The organism is Actinomyces respiraculi, assembly GCF_014595995.2.
Lineage (GTDB): Bacteria > Actinomycetota > Actinomycetes > Actinomycetales > Actinomycetaceae > Actinomyces > Actinomyces respiraculi.
Window position 1 is genome coordinate 1,680,676 of sequence record NZ_CP063989.1, and the last position, 17,263, is coordinate 1,697,938.

The following is a 17,263-nucleotide window of genomic DNA, read 5'->3' on the forward strand; positions in this document are numbered from 1 at the left end:
CCCGCCGTCTGGAGGGTTCTGGGACACGTCTCACATGCCCCGACAGGCCGGTCAGGTGCCGGCCGGAGGCACCACCGGGGGCAGCCCGTCGTCCGAGGGGGCCGGGGCGGCGTGCGTGCCGCGGGCGGGCAGCGTCGTCGTGGCGTCCGAGGCGTTCTGCTCGGCGACGCTCGAGGCGGTCTCGGCCTCGCCCTTGGCCTCAGCCAGGGCCTCCTCGGGGGCGGCCAGGTTGGTGGAGGCGAGCTCGGAGGTCAGGGACAGGTCGCCCAGGCCGGACATGTCCACCTTCACGGGCTCATCGGAGTCCGCGGAGAAGGCGCCCGAGCCGGGGGCCGGGGAGCCCTTGCCGCCCAGCGCCCCCGCGATGCCATCAAGGGCGGCGGTGAACTCGGTGGGCACGATCCACATCTTGGAGGAGCTGCCGTTGGCGATCTTCGGCAGGGTCTGCAGGTACTGGTAGGCCAGCAGCTTCGGGTCGGCGTTGCCGCGGTGGATGGCGTCGAAGACCTGGAGGATGGCGCGGGACTCGCCCTGGGCCTTGAGGATCGCGGACTGGGCCTGACCCTCGGCGCGCAGAATGGCGGACTGCTTGTCACCCTCGGCCGTGAGGATCTGGGACTGCTTGACACCCTCAGCGGTCAGGATGGCGGCACGGCGGTCACGCTCGGCACGCATCTGCTGCTCCATGGCGCCCTGGATGGAGGCCGGCGGGTCGATGGACTTGAGCTCGACGTTGCTCACGCGGATGCCCCAGCGGCCGGTGGCCTGGTCGAGGACGCCACGCAGCTGGCCGTTGATCTGGTCACGGCTCGTGAGCGTCTGCTCCAGGTCCATGGCGCCGATGACGTTACGCAGCGTGGTGACGGTCAGCTGCTCGATGGCCTGGAGGTAGTTGGCGATCTCGTAGGTGGCGCGCTTGGGGTCGGTCACCTGGTAGTAGATGACGGAGTCGATGGACACCACGAGGTTGTCGGAGGTGATCACCGGCTGGGGCGGGAAGGAGACGACCTGCTCGCGCAGGTCCACCATGGTGCGCACCCGGTCGATGAAGGGCACGAGGAAGTGCATGCCGGCGCCGTACTCGGCCTGGAACTTGCCCAGGCGCTCGACGATGATCGCGTAGGACTGCGGGACGATCCGCACAGCCTTGAAGATCGCGACGACGGCGAGCAGCGCGACGAGGATGAGGACGATGAGGGTGGCCATTCCAAGGCCCGTTGCGGTGTCCATCGGGCTCCTTTCGGGTGGGTGGTGTGGTGGTTCAGCGGGGGTGGGGGCGGCGCCGGGTCACTCGGATCGCACGACGGCGACCGCGCCGTCGACCGAGATGACACGCACGTGGGCGCCGGCCGGGATGACCGGGGGCGCGGGGTGGTCGGCCTGCGGGTCGGCGAGACGGGCGCTCCACTCCTCCCCGGCCAGGAGCACACGGCCGCCGTGAATGTCGACGGCGGTCAGGGCGGTGGCCTCACGGCCGATCTTGGCCTCGACGTTGGTGAGCATGTGGGGCGTGCGCCTGGCGAGCTGGGCCTTGGCCCAGGGCCGCACAAGGAAGAGCAGGAGAACGGAGACGACGCAGAAGACGATGACCTGAACGGTCAGGTTCGCGCCGAGTCCGGCGGCGGCCGCACCGCCCAGGGCTCCCCCGGCGATCATGATGAAGGTGAGGTCCGCGCTGAGCGTCTCGACGACGGCGAGGACGAGGGCTCCTCCGAGCCACCAGAGCCATACCATGGGTGTTCTCCTGTCTGAGGGTGCGGGGTCAGGTGGCCACAGCGGCCGGGAACGCGCCTCGTGCGCTGTAGCGGCCGCGTTCGAGGGTGATCTCCAGCGGCAGGCCAAAGGTGGTGGACATCGTCGGGCCGTTGAGGACCTCGGTAAGCGTCCCACTGCCCTGGACGCGTCCGTCGCGCAGGGCCAGGGCGTGGGTGAAGCCCACGGGGATCTCCTCAAGGTGGTGGGTGACGAGCAGCATCGACGGCGAGCCGGGGGCGGCGATGATCTCGCTCAGAGCCGCCAGCAGGAGCTCGCGCCCGGCGACGTCGAGGCCGGAGGCGGGCTCGTCGAGGACGAGCAGCTCCGGGTCGGGCATGAGGGCGCGGGCGATCTCGACGCGCTTGCGCTCCCCCGAGGACAGGCTCCCCCAGGCGCGCTCGACCAGGGCGCCGGCCCCCAGGGCCCCGAGCAGGGCGCGGGCGCGCTCGACGTCGAAGTCGTCGTACTCCTCGCGCCAGACCCCGATGTGCCCGTAGGAGGCGGACAGGACGATGCTCAGGACCGTTTCGGAGGCCGGCACGTTCTGGGCCAGGGCGAAGGAGCACAGGCCGATGCGCGGGCGGAGCTCGGAGACGTCGACGCGGCCCATGCGCTCGCCGAGGACGTCGACCGTCCCGGAGGAGGGGAAGAGCCGGGCCGAGGCGAGGCGCGAGACGGTGGTCTTACCGGCGCCATTGGGTCCAAGGACGACCCAGTGCTGGCCCTCGTCGACGCGCCAGCTCACGTGGGAGAGGATCTGCTTGGTCCCCCGGTGCAGGGAGACGTCGTCGAGGCGCAGCACGCTGGTCATAGCGTTACCTTAGCGTGCCTCAGTGACCTGAGTCCTATGTCCACGCCGTGGCGCAACGGGCAGCGCTACCCGTGCCCGGCCGGGCCGGTAGGGTCCGTCCATGCCCATCCTCGATGCGCCGGTCGGCGTCCTGCTCGCACTGTGGGCGCCCGTGCCCTCCTCCGTCGGGACCGCCCTCGTGCAAGGTCCCGACGGCGTCCACGACGTCGTCGCCGCCGCCACGGGACCCGCGGCCTCCGGCTGGGACGGGTCCGGGGCCGCCGGGTGGGACGCGCACAAAGCCCCCGGTCGTGTCACGACGGCGGTGGACCTGGCGTCCTGGTTGGAGGCGGCGCGCCCGTTTCGCCGGTGCGCGGCCGTGCTGCCCTCGCCCGCGGACCCGGTGCCGGGTCTGGCGCTGGCACTCGATGAGGGGCAGGCGGTCCTGCTCGAGGGCGGTGCGGGCTCGTCCCTCGAGGGCCTCAGCGTCCTGCTGGTGCCCCGAGCCTCAGGCACGAGCGTCACCTGGGCGGCGCACGTGCTGTCCGCCTCCCCCGCCCCCTTCGACGCCTCGCAGGCGCGCCGCGACGTGCACCGCGCCACCGAGGAGGCCATTGAGGCGCTGGTGGCGCTGGACCTGGCTCGTGAGCGCCCTCAGATGGCCGAGGCGCTGACGGATCTGGTGACGGCCGTCTTGGACCCGAGGCTCCTGCCGCCCTCGCTACCGGCGCGTCAGCGCGACCTGCTGGAGCGCTCGCTGCGCCTGCTGGGCATCTGCGAGCTGGCGCTTGAGGACGATGGGGCTGCGGCCACCGCCTCCCAGGGCCTGGCACGCAGCCGGGTGCTGCGCCGGCTCGGCGCGGTGGCGCGCCACGGGGTGGCGGCCGCCACGGAGACCTGGGGCGCGCACCAGGGGTGAGCGCGGCCGGCTCACGGCTGCCGAGAACACGGGCGCCGCCGCCCCTCCACGGGACGGCGGCGCCACGTCACACAGTCCTCAGCGCGGGTTGTCCAAGGCCCACCGGTAGACCTCCATGGTCCGCTCGGCGATCGCGGCCCACGAGAAGTGCTCCTCCACGCGGGCGCGGGCAGCCGCCCCCATCCGCTTGGCCCTGCCCTCGTCGGTCACGAGGTCGGTCAGGCGCGCAGCCAGGTCGGAGGCGAAGACCTCGGGGTGGATCGGGGTACCGGTGCCGTCCTGCAGCTGCTCGAGGGGGACAAGGTAGCCGGTCTCGCCGTCGACAATGACGTCCGGGATGCCCCCGGTGGCCGAGCCGACGACGGGAAGCCCCATGGCCATCGCCTCGAGGTTGACGATGCCCAGCGGCTCGTAGACCGACGGGCACACGAAGACGTCCGAGGAGGCCAGCACCGCCTGGAGCTCGCGGTGCGGAAGCATCTCCTCGATGAGGACCACGCCCGTGCGCTGCGCCTGGAGCGCTGCGACGGCGGCGTCCACCTCGGCCTTGATCTCCTTGGTGTCCGGGGCGCCGGCGCACAGGATGACCTGCACCTCAGCGGGCAGCATCTCAACCGCGCGCAGTAGGTGCGGCAGGCCCTTCTGACGGGTGACGCGACCGACGAAGACGACCGTCGGCCGCGTGGGGTCAATGGCGAAGCGCTCACGCACCTGCACGCTCAGGGCCTCGAACTCAGCATCCTCGGGGCGCGCCCAGTCCTCCAGGTCGATGCCGTTGTGGACCACCTTGACGCGCCCGGGGTCGACAGCCGGGTAGGAGCGCAGGATGTCCGCACGCATCCCGTTCGACACCGCGATGATCGCGGAGGCCCCCTCATAGGCCTGCCGCTCGGCCCAGGAGGACAGGGCGTAGCCACCACCGAGCTGCTCCGCCTTCCAGGGGCGCATGGGCTCCAGCGAGTGGGCGGAGACGACGTGCGGGATGGAGTGCAGGAGCCCGGCGAGGTGGCCGGCCATGTTCGCGTACCAGGTGTGGGAGTGGACGATGTCCGCCCCGGCGACGCCGGGCACCATCTGGAGATCCACGCCGAGGGTCTGCAGGGCGGCGTTGGTGCCCGCCAGCTCGGGCAGGTCCGAGTACCCGGTCACGCCCTCCTCAGCGCCCTCACGAGGGCCGCCGAAGGCGTGGACGCGCACGTCGGCATGGGCTCTGAGGACCTTCGCCAGCTCGTTGACATGTACTCCGGCACCGCCGTAGATGAACGGCGGATACTCCTTGGTCAGCAGGTCAACCCTCATAGTCTGGTGCTCCTCGCTCGAAGGTACCGGCTCCGGCGGGCTCCGGTCCGGGTCGGCCGCTGGGGTGGCGCACCCGCGGCCAGTGCTGACGCTATCGGTTCCCCACGCGCACGGGGGAGGATTCCGGCGCCCCAGCCCTCCGGCGTCACCGACACCACCGCATCTGTTCACACGGTTTACTCCCGCACCGGGGGCGGCTCACCTAACCTGTGCCTATGGCATCCCCTCGCGTCCTCGCAATCATCCTCGCCGGTGGCGAAGGCAAGCGCCTCATGCCGCTGACGGTCGACCGTGCTAAGCCCGCCGTCCCCTTCGGAGGCATCTACCGGCTCATCGACTTCTCGCTGTCGAACATGATCAACTCGGGCTTCCTCAAGGTGGTCGTGCTCACCCAGTACAAGTCTCACTCCTTGGACCGCCACATCGCCAAGACCTGGCGCATGTCCGACATGCTCGGCAACTACATCGCCCCCGTACCCGCGCAGCAGCGCGTCGGCAAGCACTGGTTCCTGGGCTCGGCGGACGCGATCTACCAGTCCCTCAACCTCCTGGACGACGAGCGTCCGGACTACGTCGTCATCACCGGTGCGGACAACATCTACCGCATGGACTTCTCGCAGATGCTGGAGCACCACATCGCCTCCGGCCTGCCGCTGACGGTCGCCGGCATCCGCCAGCCGCGCTCCCTCGCGGACCAGTTCGGCGTCATCGAGACGGACCCGACCGACCCCGGCCGGATCAAGGCCTTCGTCGAGAAGCCGCAGGAGACGCCCGGCCTGCCGGACTCCCCCGACGAGATCCTGGCCTCGATGGGCAACTACATCATGGACGCCGACGCCCTGCTCGAGGCCGTGACGGTCGACGCCGCGGACGAGACCTCCAAGCACGACATGGGCGGCAACATCGTCCCCTGGTTCGTGGCCAAGGGTGCCGCCGGCGTCTACGACTTCAAGGACAACGATGTCCCGGGCGCCACCGACCGCGACCGCGACTACTGGCGTGACGTGGGTACGGTCGACGCCTTTTACGAGGCCCACCAGGACCTCATCAGCGTCAACCCCGTCTTCAACCTGTACAACGAGCGCTGGCCGCTGTTCGCCGGGTACACCAACGCCATGCCCCCGGCGAAGTTCGTCTATGGCTACCACGAGCGTTTGGGCCACGCCGTGGACTCCATCGTCTCCCCGGGTGTCATCGTCTCCGGTGGTGAGGTCATCTCCTCGGTGCTCTCGCCCGGCGTGCGCGTCAACTCCTGGTCCAGCGTGCGTGAGTCGGTCCTCATGGACGGGGCCAACGTCGGCCGCAACACGGTGGTCTCGCGCGCGATCCTCGACAAGTACGTCGTCGTCGAGGAGGGCGCCATGGTGGGCCTCGACCACGAGCACGACCGCGAGCGTGGCTTCACGGTGACCGAGTCCGGCATCACCGTCGTCGCCAAGGGGCAGGTCGTCACCCGCTGACACCACCCCGGCGCCCGAGGGGGCCGCCACGAGGACATGGGCCCCGGGACCGCCGTTGTGAGCGGGTCCCGGGGCCCCTCGCGTGCTGCCGATACGATCCGTGCCATGAGTGACGCCTTGAGCCCCACCGCCCTGCCCCGGGTCAGCGGTGCCCGGGCCACGGGGGCCCTGGCCGCCCAGGGCCCGGGCCTGCTGGTGATGGACGTGGACTCCACGCTCATCGAGCAGGAGGTCATCGAGCTCATCGCTGAGCGTGCGGGGACCCGCGAGCGGGTCGCCGAGGTGACGGCGCGCGCCATGCGCGGTGAGCTCGACTTCGTCCAGTCATTGCACGAGCGGGTGGCGACCCTGGCCGGTGTGCCGGAGCAGGTCGTCGCCGAGGTGCTGGCCGAGGTCCGCGTGACCCGTGGGGCCCGTGAGCTCATCGACGCGCTGCACGCGCGCGGCTGCCGGGTCGGCGTGGTCTCGGGCGGCTTCGAGGAGGTCGTCGTGCCGCTGGCGGAGAGCTTGGGGATCGATCACGTGGCGGCCAACCGCCTGGGGGTGGCCGACGGCGTGCTCACCGGCAGGGTGCTGGGGCGCGTGGTGGACCGCGACGAGAAGGTGCGCTGCCTGCGTGCCTGGGCCGAGGCCGACGCCGTGCCGATCGAGCGCACCGTGGCGGTGGGCGACGGTGCCAACGACCTGGGGATGATCTCGGTGGCGGGCCTGGGCGTGGCCTTCTGCGCCAAGCCCGTGGTGGTGGAGCAGGCTCCGGCCGCGGTGCACGTGCGTGACCTGCGGGCCGTGCTCGACCTGCTCGGCTAACCGGTGTCGCGCCCGGCGGCCACGCCGACGAGTGTGCGCCTCAGCGGGCGGCGGTCAGGACGCGCCCCAGGTGGGCGGTGCGCGGGCCGAGCTCCGCCCAGGAGGTCGACACCTGAAGGATGAGGGCCGTGGCCGTGGGCACGCCGAAGGACACCTGCGAGGCCAGGGCGTCATCGGCGTCGTGAAGCATGTGGGCCAGCACCGAGACCGTCGGCTCGTGGCCCACGACGACGACGGTGCGGACCTCGTCGTCGAGGGCGGTGACGAGGTCGAGGATCCCGGAGGGCCCCTCGTGGTAGATCGCGGGCTCCACCCGAACCTCGGCGGGGCTCAGGCGCTGCTCGACCGGCTGGGCGCTCTGGCGAGCACGGGCGGCGGGCGACACGAGCAGCAGGTCCGCGTCCCCGACGGCGAGGTGGAGGTCGCGGGCGAGGTCGTCGGCCATGTCCCAGCCCCGGGAGGTCAGGGGCCGCTCAAGGTCGGTCAGAGCGTTATGAGAGGCCTTGGAGTGCCTGACGAGCACAAGGGTGCGCGTGACAGGGCCAACGGGAGCGGGTGTCGTCACGGCGGCCACCATACGGCACGCGGGTCAACAGGCCGCGCCCTGGCGCCCACGGGGCCTCAGACGCCCAGGAGGCCCATTCCTCCGTCGGCGCGCACCACCTGGCCGGTGGTGGCGGGCAGCCAATCAGACAGGAGTGAGACCACTGTTCGGGCCACCGGCGCAGCGTCGTCGGCCTCCCAGCCGAGAGGCGCCCGCTCCTGCCAGGTGGCGGCGAGCGCCTCGAGCCCGGGCACGGCGCCGGCGGCGGGTGTGCGCAGGGGGCCGGAGCAGACCGCGTTGACGCGCACCCCAGCGGGCCCGAGCTCGACGGCGAGCCCGCGCACGCTGGCCTCCAGGGCGGCCTTGATCGGCCCCATCCAGCCGTAGCCGGGCATCACCCTCTCGGAGGTGAAGGTCAGGGTGACGACGCTCGAGCCCGCACCGAGCATCGGGGCCAGGACGCCGACGAGCGCGGCGAGCGAGGCGGCGCTGACGGTGCCGGCCGCGGCGAGGGCGTCGAGGCGGCGGGAGAGCACATCCGCGCAAGCCGACCCGGCGGTGGGGCCGGAGGCGTCGGCCGGATGGGCCGTGAGCGATCCGGCGAGTGCATCGCCGAGCAGGTCGCGCCCGGTGTGGGCGACGGCGTGGACGAGGCCGTCCAGACGCTCGACTCCCATGTGCGCCAGCCGCCCGGGCAGCGCGTCCAGGGAGGCGGCGTCGGCCACGTCCAGGGGCAGGACCGGGTCGGTGACCCCCAGGCCGGCCGCCAGGTGCTGCGTCAGGCGCAGGGTGCGCGGATGGCCGGTGAGCAGGACGCGCGCCCCCTGCTCGCTCGCGGTGCGGGCGACGGCGGCCGCGATCGAGCGTGGGCGCAGCACCCCGGTGACCAGGATGGTGCGGTGCGTCAGCAGGCCCGCGGGCGCGCTCACCGTCCCATCCCCATTCCGCCGTCGACGGCCAGGACCGTGCCGGTGACGTAGGAGGCCCCGGGCGAGGCGAGGAAGACGACGGGGTCGACGACCTCCTCGACCGTGGCGAAGCGTCCGGCCGGGATCGCGGCGAGGTAGGAGGCGCGGGCCCGCTCACCCAGCGAGGCGGTCATGTCCGTGGCGACGAGGCCCGGGGCGACGGCGTTGACCGTCACCCCCCGCCCGGCGACCTCGCGCGCCAGGCTGCGGGTCAGGCCCTCCACACCGCCCTTGGAGGCGCCGTAGGCCGCCAGCCCCGTCCCGCCGCGCGCGGCGATGACGGAGGAGACGAGGACGATGCGGCCTCGGCGCGCGCGCAGCATCCCGGGCAGGACGGCGCGGGCCGCGTGGAAGGAGCCGGTGAGGTTGGTGCGCAGCACCTCGTCCCAGGCGGCGTCGGACGTGCGCATGGCCAGGGCGTCGACGTGTGTGCCCGCGGCGGCCACGAGGACGTCCACGACTGCGGAGCCGGTCTCGACCAGGGCGGTGGCGACGGCGCGCTCGACGGCCTGCGGGTCGGTGACGTCGGCGACCATGCCGAGCACCCCGTCGGGGGCGGTGCCGGTGCGCGAGAGGCCAACGACGCGGTCTCCACGTCGGGCCAGGGCCGTGGCGACGGCGGCACCGATGCCCCGGGAGGCGCCGGTGACGACGACGGTGCGCGCCGGGACGCCGCCGGCATCGCCGTCGTGCCGGGCGTCGTCGTGCACGGCGGTCTCGCTGGTCATGGGCTCAGGGTACGTGGCCGGGCCCTGGCCGTCGGACAACCACGACGGCTGCGCCCCAGCGACGGGGGTGTGCGAGAGTGTCCGGGTGACTCAGGCTCCCGCGACGACCGACGTGCCCGCTAAACTCATGCCCCCGCTGCGCATCGGTCCCATCGAGGTGACCACCCCGGTCGAGCTCGCGCCGATGGCGGGGGTGACGAACGCGTCCTTCAGGCGCCTGTGCCGCCTGTATGGCGAGAGTGCGCTGCCCGAGGCGCTGCGTCCCGACGGCGAGGGGCCCGTCCCGCTGCCCGGTGGGCGGCTGTCCGCCCCGGCCGGGCTGTACGTCACCGAGATGGTGACGACCCGCGCGCTGGTGGAGCGCAACGACAAGACGCTGGCGATGGTGCGCACGGACCCCGGCGAGAGGGTGCGCTCGATCCAGCTGTACGGGGTGGACCCGTCCGTCGCCGGCACGGCGGTGCGCATCCTCGTCGAGGAGGACCTGGCGGACCACATCGACCTCAACTTCGGCTGCCCGGTGCCCAAGGTGACGCGCAAGGGTGGCGGCGCGGCCCTGCCGTGGAAGCGTGACCTCATGGCGGCGATCCTGCGTGAGACGGTGCGGGCCTCGGAGGCGGCGTCGGCGGCGGCGGGCCGTGACCACCCGGTGCCGGTGACGGTCAAGACGCGTGTCGGCGTGGACGAGGAGCACGAGACCTTCCTGGACGTGGCGCATGCGGCCGCCAACGCGGGTGTGGCGGCGATCGCGCTGCACGGGCGCACGGCCCGACAGCACTACGCGGGGCACGCCAGCTGGGAGGCGATCGCTCGTCTGAAGGAGGCGACGAGCCTGCCGGTGCTCGGCAACGGGGACCTGTGGACGGGTGACGACGCGCTGCGGATGATGCGCGAGACGGGCTGCGACGGCGTCGTCGTGGGACGCGGCTGCCAGGGGCGCCCGTGGCTCTTCGCGGACATCGTCAGCGCCCTGCACGGCTCTGAGGTGCGCACGCACCCGGACCTGGACCGTGTCATCGAGGTCATCGAGGAGCACGGGCGGCTGCTGGCGCAGGAGATGGGCGAGCGGCGCGGTGTGCGCGACCTGCGCAAGCATGTGGGCTGGTACCTCAAGGGCTACCCGGTGGGCGGGGCGGCGCGCGACGCGCTCATGCATGTGGACACGCTCGAGGAGCTGCACGAGGCGCTGGCGGCCATGCGCGCGCGCCTGCCTGAGGTGGTGCCCTACCCGGGCGAGACGGTGGAGGGGCCACGTGGGCGGGCCGGGAGGCCCAAGCGCCCGCACCTGCCTGACGGCTGGCTGGACTCGCCGTACCTCACTGAGGAGCAGAAGGTGCTGCTGCTCGACGCCGAGTCCGACGTCTCCGGCGGATGACCCTGGCCCGCACGTCCTCGGCTTGCCCCGTCGCTGACGCCTGAGCGTTCATGCTGAGCCCTGATACCCCGGGTCAGGGCTCAGCGTGTGGGGTGCGCTCAGTGGGCTCAGCGTGCTCAGGACGCTCGGTGCGGCACAGGAGGGCGGCGATGAGCGTCGTCGCGGGGATGGCCAGGACCAGACCGATGGAGGACACGAGCGTGCGCACAAGCTCCTCGGCGATCTCGCCCGACAGGACCGTGTCGATAACCGCCCGGTCGATGAGCGAGGCCGACAGGATGAGCGGCAGGGCGGTTCCGGCGTAGGCGAAGGCGAGGGTGTAGACGGTCGAGGCGATGTGGTCGCGCCCGATGCGCATCCCGCCGGTGAACAGGCGCCCGCGCCCGAGCGCAGGGTTCGCGGCGTGCAGCTCCCAGACGGCGGAGGCCTGGGTGATGGTGACGTCGTTGAGAACTCCGAGCCCCGCGATGACCATGCCGCAGGTCAGCAGGGAGCGCAGGTCCAGGCCGGGCACGCGGGTGGTGAGGGTGAGGGCGTCGTCGCCCACCGCGCCGGTGAGGTTCGCCGCGCCCACGCCCCACAGGGCGAGCATCACGGTGATGACGACGCCTGCGAGGGTCCCCAGCAGGGCGGTGGTGGTACGCACGCTCACCCCGTGGGCGACGTAGACGGCCAGCAGCATCATGGCGACCGAGCCGGTGAGCGTCACCGCCATGGGCGAGCCGCCCTCGAGCAGGGCCGGGATCATGAACAGCAGGAGCACACCGGAGGACAGCAGGAGGCCGACGACGCTGAGCACCCCCTTGCGGCCTGCCACAGCGACGACGACGACGGCGTAGACCAGGGCGAGCGCCCCGACGGGCAGCTGCCGCTGGTAGTCGACGAAGATGAAGGGGGTACCTCCCACGAGCGCGTCGGCCGTGTAGATGACGTTGAGGCGGTCGCCGACATCCGCGGCGGGCAGGGACTCGGCGGGCACGTGCACGGGCATGATGGCACCGGCCGCCGCGCCCGTGGTGATCTCGGCGCAGACGGCCGAGTCCAGGAGCGAGCCGTCGCTCACAGCACCGAGCGGCGCGGCGGCCTGGGCGCAGTCGGCGACGTCGAGGCTGGTGACGGTGGCGGACTCGGTGCTCGTGCCCTGGGCGTTGAAGGACTGGGAGCCGACGAGGTCGGAGCGCCCCGGCCACAGCACCGCCAGGCCGACGAGGGTAGCCACGACGAGCGGGACGACGAGGGCGGCCAGGACGGTGACGACCCGGCGGTGCTCGTTCTGGCTCAGGTGCAGGGGGCCCGAGTGCGAGTGGCCGTGCGCGGGGGCGTCGGTGTCGGCGTGCGGCGCGGAGGGGGTGCTGGGTCCTGCTGCGTGTGTCACCCGGTCATCATGCCCGACGCCACTGCCCCCGCTCGCGAGGCGGTGAGTTGGCGTGGAGTGCGGCGGCCACGTCTGCGCATCGGGCAGACGGCCGTGCCGCACGGGCGTGCCAGGCCCACATGCCCCCGGTGCTCAACCACGCGATCGCGAAGGGGAACCAGGGCAGCGTCAGCACGGCAGTGCGGACGCAAGGCGTGACCATCCGTGGCCGCAGGGCCTCGACGCAGTGCCCGACCAGGTGCAGTGCGTGGGGATCGTCCCGGTGACGCTCGAGCCACGGTCCGTGAGCTCCGACGGCGATGGGCGGCTCACGGGCGTCAGATGAGGACGTCCCGCCGTCGGTCCTCAATCCGACGGCGGGGCGTTGGGTCACACCGGACTCAGCAGCCGACGAGGCGCTCGGCCAGGTAGCGCTCAAGGCCCTCGAGCGGCACGCGCTCCTGGGCCATCGTGTCGCGCTCACGCACGGTGACGGCGCCGTCCTCGGGCGACTCGAAGTCGTAGGTGACGCAGTAGGGGGTGCCGATCTCGTCCTGACGGCGGTAGCGGCGGCCGACGGCGCCGGCGTCGTCGTACTCGACGTTCCAGATCTGGCGCAGGCGGGCGGCGACCTCGCGGGCGGGGCCGGTGAGCTCCTCCTTGCGGCTCAGGGGCAGGACGGCGGCCTTGACGGGGGCCAGGCGCGGGTCCAGGCGCAGCAGCACGCGGGTGTCGGTGCCGCCCTTGGTGTTGGGGGCCTCGTCCTCGGTGTAGGCCTCGACGAGGAAGGCCATGAGGGAGCGGGTCAGGCCTGCGGAGGGCTCGATGACGTAGGGGGTCCAGCGCTCGTTCTTCGTCTGGTCGAAGTAGGACAGGTCCTTGCCCGAGTGCTCGGCGTGGGTGGACAGGTCGAAGTCGGTGCGGTTGGCAATGCCCTCGAGCTCGCCCCACTCAGAGCCCTGGAAGCCGAAGCGGTACTCCAGGTCAACAGTGCGCTTGGAGTAGTGGGAGAGCTTCTCGGCGGGGTGCTCGTACTCGCGCAGGTTGGCGGGGTCGATGCCCAGGCCCACGTACCAGGCCTTGCGGTAGTCGATCCAGTACTGGTGCCACTGCTCGTCCGTACCGGGCTCGCAGAAGAACTCCAGCTCCATCTGCTCGAACTCGCGGGTGCGGAAGATGAAGTTGCCGGGGGTGATCTCGTTGCGGAAGGACTTGCCGACCTGGCCGATGCCGAAGGGCGGCTTCTTGCGGGCCGCGCTCATGACATTGGCGAAGTTGATGAAGATGCCCTGGGCCGTCTCGGGGCGCAGGTAGTGCAGGCCCGCCTCGTCATCCACGGGGCCGAGGAAGGTCTTGAGCAGGCCGGAGAACTCGCGCGGCTCGGTCCAGGAGCCGGGCTGTCCGGTGACGGGGTCCGGCACCATGTCGAGGGTGACGGTCTCGGGGTCGAGGCCCTTGCGCTCGGCGTACTCCTCGATGAGCTGGTCGGCACGGTAGCGCTTGTGGGTGTGCAGGGACTCCACGAGCGGGTCGGTGAAGGCACCGACGTGGCCGGAGGCGACCCAGGTCTCGCGCGGCAGGATGACGGAGGAGTCCAGCCCGACGACGTCGTCGCGTGAGCGGACCATGTACTGCCACCACTGGCGCTTGATGTTCTCCTTGAACTCGACGCCCAGCGGGCCGTAGTCCCACGCGGAGCGGGTACCGCCGTAGATCTCTCCGCAGGGGAAGACGAATCCGCGGCGCTTGGCCAGGTTGATGACGTTGTCAAGGGTGGAGGGGGTCTTGGCCACCGTGGGTCTCCTGATGTCGTCGTTGTCCGCACCTGGATGGTGGGAACGAGGTGGGCACAGTGTACGGAGTGTTCGGGGAGCCTCAGCGCGGGGCCGATGCCGGGTCGATGCGCGAGGCCCGGCGGGACGACCCACTCATGCAGACTCTGTGGCGGGGATGGTGACGGTGTGAAGGCTGGGGTTGGCGCCGTCGTCGATCATGATCGTCATGAGGTTAGGATGCTGATGAGGTGGAAGAAGCCGGATGAGGGCTCGTCCTGCGGTGGCGGTCTGGAGCGCGGCGGCGGCATGCTCGATGGCAGTGCGCTGAGCGGCGGTGTCCAGTAGGACAGGGCTGTGGTCATCCAGGAGGGTGACGTCGACACCTCGCTCACGGGCGGCTCGGGCCGCGGTGGTGACGGGTGTGCGGGTGAAGGCGGGGGCGCGTAGCTCATCGCGTAACTCGGCCTCCAGCAGACGGGCACGGGTGCGCAGGTCCTCACTCAGCGCTCCACCGACGGCGATGGCAGCGAGAACAGGGGTGACGCGGCTGCGTACGGCGTCGAGGTGGGCGCGCATCGTGTTGCGTCTGATCTCCTGGGCGTGCTGACGGGCGATGATCTCCGCGCTGACGGCCTGAGCCCGAGCGGTGCGGGCCGTGAGGCTCGCAGACAGGCGCGCCATGAGGTGCCAGATGGCAAGGGACACGATGTGCCCCACAGATATTCCGACTGCGACCCACAGGCTACGACCCGTCGAGACGGTCCAGACGGTGGTCGTCACGGTGACGAGGGTGAGCAACGCCCAGGAGGAGCCCGGTCGGCTGCGCACCAGCAGAGCACAGGACAGGGCGGTGCTCGCTCCGACCGACCAGCTGGTGTATCCAGGATGTCCGTCCAGGGCGATCTGGCTCATGGTGAGCGCGTTGGCGCTCGCGGCCATGACGACGACCGCGAGGCTCGCCCAGCCCGGCAGGCGGTGCCCAGGCCAGGACCACACGAGCATGAGGGCTGCGGCAGCATCAATGTCCACCGCCAGCAGCACAGCCTGCCCACTGGCATAGGAGCCAACGCTGACCTCCCGGCATGCGATGACGATGTAGGCCAGGAAGATCAACCCGCTCAACAGCCGCGCAGTGGGAGACTCCATACAGGACACGAGGGCGAGCGGGGCCGTGCGCGCGCCGGGAACCGGCCGCTCGGCATCCGCCCGGTCACGGCGCCAGGACAGTGTGACAGCGGTTCCCCGGCCGGGCTGGGAATCGATCTCTGCGCACCCGCCCACACCGTCCATGGCGGCGATGACGGACTCGCGCAAGCCGAAGCGGTCTCGTGGCGCATTCGTGGGGTCGAAGCCGCAGCCGTCGTCGGCCACCCTCAGCGTGACGGTGTCGGCAGTGGCCTTGAGCGTGATGCTGCGTGCGACCGGCCCCCGGCCGGCGTGGATGATCGAGTTGCGAAGTGCCTCCCCTCCAGCCTCGCGCAAGGCGTGGGCGACGTCAGACGGCAGTGGCAGGTCAGCGGCCAGGCTCGTGGTCAGATCGACGTCGCTGCCGAACCTGCTCGCGTCGTGGGCGAGCGCCTCGGCGAGCTCGCTGGGGCGTGAGGGTACCGGCCTGCGGGCCTCGTGGAGCGACGCCAGGGTCTCGCGGGCGGCGGCGCGGAGGTCCGGGGCACGTCCCGACAGCATGGGCACGGCCCTGAGGACGGACAGGATGTGGTCGTGGATGAAGCTGTTGGACTCCTGGCGGCTGCGCGTGAGCGACGCTTGGGTCGCCAGCTCGAGACGAAGGGCGCGTTCCCTGGCGTCCTCCTCATCAAACTGCTCGGCCTGGATGAGCAGCCAGGCGAGGATGCTCAGGTCTTCGAGGGCTGCGGTGAGGTAGATGAGAATCTCCACCGTCCTGGCACCCCACGCCACGGCGACCGGGTAGGAGGCGCTGATGGCGGCGCCGAGAGTGAGAAGGTACGCGACTGCTGCGCGAGGTCGCAGAGCGGCGACAGCTGCGACAGCCACGACGATGAGGTAGGTGACCAGGACATGAGAGCGTGAAGCACCCGCCTCTGCCCAGTCGTCTGAGGGGATGAGGAGGTGGAGGCCCGCGGTCAGGCACAGGAGGGCGAAGAGCGTGAGGGTGGCCAGCAGCGACCAGCGCGCCCAGGCGCCCGCACGGCGCGAGTCGAGCCTTCTGGCCATCCGGCCCGCGATGCCCGCCACTACCGGTGGGACGACAAGGACCGGGAGAACCAGCCAGTACCACTGCTGGCCGCTCGCTGACGTCATGGCCCGCACGTCCACGGCGAGGAAGGGGGTGACGGAGCAGGCCGCGAGGGCCACGAGGGTGGTCACGAGCCGCCGCAGGTTGCGCGTCTGCGGGCCGACGTCGTCAACCGGGCGCAGCAGGAACAACTCGGGCCACAAGACCTGGGAGCGTGCAGTGGGGCTGCGCGATGTCATGAGTGAGGATCCCTAGCCGACATGGCACGGATGTCAGTGATTCCGGAACCGGGGATGTTCATGAGATACCACCATCAGTGAATGGGCGTGGCCCAGGTGCGCAAGGCCACACAACACAGCCCTCAGATACACGGTCATCCCCTGGTCAGCGGGCCGTCAAGATACCAGTTCCGATAGTTGAGCCTTTCCTATGAGCGACAGGCGCCTCGACGAATCAACGGGGATCAGTCAGGAAGGATCCCGTCGTGGACAGCCTCTCGGAAAAGGGTCACCCGGTCCCCCTGTGACAGGCGGCCCACCTTGCGGTACTCGTCCTTGATCTCGGAGACGTACTTGTTGACTGTGTTGAGAGCAAGGTCGAGACGGTGAGCCACCTGCTTGGCGGACAGGCCCCCCGCATACAGGCGCAGGACCTCGAGCTTGCTTACCGTCAGGCGCTTGGTGAAGTCCTCGTCCTCATCCAGGGCCGTGGCCCAGTCGAAGCTGCCGGTCGCCCGGCCCTCCAGGGCGCTGTCGACGGCCTCGATGAGGACCGAGATCTCCTCCTTCTTGTTGACGATGGCCAAGGCGCCCGCCTCAATCGCCTGTCGCAGGAGGTATCGCTTCTCGCCCGAGGTGTAGACGACGACCGGGACGCCACGGCCCTCAAGGTCGGCGATGTTCTTCGCGGGGTCCGTCCTGTCCGCGAGCCGCAGGTCCAACAGGGCGACGACGCGTTCACTGACCGGCCAGACGATATCGGCCAGGCGGGGGTACCAGGAGACGATCCATGGCAGGCCGACCCGAGTGAACTCGGCCTGACAGCCGGAGGCGACGATCTTGTGGTCATCGACGCAGATGATATGGACGCTGGTGCTCATGCTGGGCCTGTGCGGGGTCGGGGATACTCGCCGTGGGGACCGGGCGTTGGGCCGGTGAGGCCTGGCCGCAGGCTAGCGCATCCGATCCCAGGCTGCACGTCGTACCACGTAGGCGGCAGACCCCCGATTCCTGGTCAAGGTGCATTTTTTGTATACGAGTAATGGACCTGGATGG

The 17,263-nt window shown here is 71.1% G+C and carries 15 protein-coding genes; 4 read left to right on the forward strand and 11 right to left on the reverse strand.

What is annotated here, in order from left to right; translation table 11 throughout:
• Positions 1 to 51: 51 nt before the first annotated feature.
• The 3 genes from ID810_RS06995 to ID810_RS07005 all read right to left on the reverse strand — a co-directional run bounded on the left by ID810_RS06995 (position 52) and on the right by ID810_RS07005 (position 2,566).
• The gene (locus tag ID810_RS06995) at positions 52 to 1,206 is read right to left on the reverse strand and encodes an SPFH domain-containing protein (protein ID WP_425321784.1); all 1,155 of its coding nucleotides are present in this window, start codon (positions 1,204 to 1,206) and stop codon (positions 52 to 54) included.
• An 81-nt stretch (positions 1,207 to 1,287) separates the two neighbouring features.
• On the reverse strand, positions 1,288 to 1,734 hold the full coding sequence (locus ID810_RS07000; RefSeq protein WP_166854857.1) for an NfeD family protein: 447 nt from the start codon (positions 1,732 to 1,734) through the stop codon (positions 1,288 to 1,290).
• Between the two features lie 28 nt (positions 1,735 to 1,762).
• Positions 1,763 to 2,566: an ABC transporter ATP-binding protein gene (locus tag ID810_RS07005; RefSeq protein WP_166854856.1), complete on the reverse strand. Its 804-nt coding sequence runs from the start codon at positions 2,564 to 2,566 to the stop codon at positions 1,763 to 1,765.
• A gap of 100 nt (positions 2,567 to 2,666) precedes the next feature.
• Between ID810_RS07005 and ID810_RS07010 the strand changes: the two genes are divergently transcribed.
• Positions 2,667 to 3,464 (forward strand): hypothetical protein, encoded by a 798-nt coding sequence (locus ID810_RS07010; RefSeq protein WP_166854855.1) that lies wholly within the window; start codon positions 2,667 to 2,669, stop codon positions 3,462 to 3,464.
• Positions 3,465 to 3,542: 78 nt separating this feature from the next.
• On the opposite strand, the gene glgA is transcribed toward ID810_RS07010, so the two are convergent.
• A complete protein-coding gene (glgA, locus tag ID810_RS07015) occupies positions 3,543 to 4,763 on the reverse strand; it encodes a glycogen synthase (protein ID WP_166854854.1) in 1,221 nt (406 codons plus the stop codon).
• A gap of 215 nt (positions 4,764 to 4,978) precedes the next feature.
• Here glgA and ID810_RS07020 point away from each other — a divergent pair, with 215 nt between their 5' ends.
• Complete coding sequence (locus ID810_RS07020; protein ID WP_166854853.1) at positions 4,979 to 6,223, forward strand: glucose-1-phosphate adenylyltransferase; 1,245 nt, start codon at positions 4,979 to 4,981, stop codon at positions 6,221 to 6,223.
• Between the two features lie 105 nt (positions 6,224 to 6,328).
• Entirely contained in the window at positions 6,329 to 7,030 is a 702-nt protein-coding gene (serB, locus tag ID810_RS07025) for a phosphoserine phosphatase SerB (RefSeq protein WP_166854852.1), read from the forward strand.
• A 40-nt stretch (positions 7,031 to 7,070) separates the two neighbouring features.
• Here the strand turns inward: serB and ID810_RS07030 are convergent, their stop codons facing one another.
• Genes ID810_RS07030 through ID810_RS07040 form a run of 3 tightly spaced genes read right to left on the reverse strand, consistent with a single transcriptional unit; the run spans position 7,071 to position 9,270 of the window.
• On the reverse strand, positions 7,071 to 7,595 hold the full coding sequence (locus ID810_RS07030; protein WP_243856456.1) for a SixA phosphatase family protein: 525 nt from the start codon (positions 7,593 to 7,595) through the stop codon (positions 7,071 to 7,073).
• A gap of 56 nt (positions 7,596 to 7,651) precedes the next feature.
• Complete coding sequence (locus ID810_RS07035) at positions 7,652 to 8,503, reverse strand: SDR family oxidoreductase (RefSeq protein ID WP_166854850.1); 852 nt, start codon at positions 8,501 to 8,503, stop codon at positions 7,652 to 7,654.
• On the reverse strand, positions 8,500 to 9,270 hold the full coding sequence (locus ID810_RS07040; protein ID WP_166854849.1) for an SDR family oxidoreductase: 771 nt from the start codon (positions 9,268 to 9,270) through the stop codon (positions 8,500 to 8,502). The genes ID810_RS07035 and ID810_RS07040 overlap by 4 nt, the downstream gene beginning before the upstream one ends.
• Before the next feature lie 127 nt (positions 9,271 to 9,397).
• Here ID810_RS07040 and dusB point away from each other — a divergent pair, with 127 nt between their 5' ends.
• Positions 9,398 to 10,645, forward strand: a complete 1,248-nt coding sequence (dusB, locus tag ID810_RS07045) for a tRNA dihydrouridine synthase DusB (protein ID WP_235931432.1) — start codon at positions 9,398 to 9,400, stop codon at positions 10,643 to 10,645.
• A gap of 73 nt (positions 10,646 to 10,718) precedes the next feature.
• Here dusB and ID810_RS07050 read toward each other — a convergent pair whose 3' ends face one another.
• From ID810_RS07050 to ID810_RS07065, 4 genes are all read right to left on the reverse strand, one after another.
• Entirely contained in the window at positions 10,719 to 12,020 is a 1,302-nt protein-coding gene (locus ID810_RS07050) for a YibE/F family protein (RefSeq protein WP_166854847.1), read from the reverse strand.
• A 380-nt stretch (positions 12,021 to 12,400) separates the two neighbouring features.
• Positions 12,401 to 13,792, reverse strand: a complete 1,392-nt coding sequence (locus ID810_RS07055; RefSeq protein WP_166854846.1) for a glycine--tRNA ligase — start codon at positions 13,790 to 13,792, stop codon at positions 12,401 to 12,403.
• A gap of 135 nt (positions 13,793 to 13,927) precedes the next feature.
• Positions 13,928 to 16,228, reverse strand: coding sequence for a sensor histidine kinase (locus tag ID810_RS07060; RefSeq protein ID WP_166854845.1), 2,301 nt, complete (start codon positions 16,226 to 16,228; stop codon positions 13,928 to 13,930).
• 224 nt (positions 16,229 to 16,452) lie between these two features.
• A complete protein-coding gene (locus ID810_RS07065) occupies positions 16,453 to 17,088 on the reverse strand; it encodes a helix-turn-helix transcriptional regulator (protein WP_166854844.1) in 636 nt (211 codons plus the stop codon).
• Between the last annotated feature and the right edge of the window lie 175 nt (positions 17,089 to 17,263).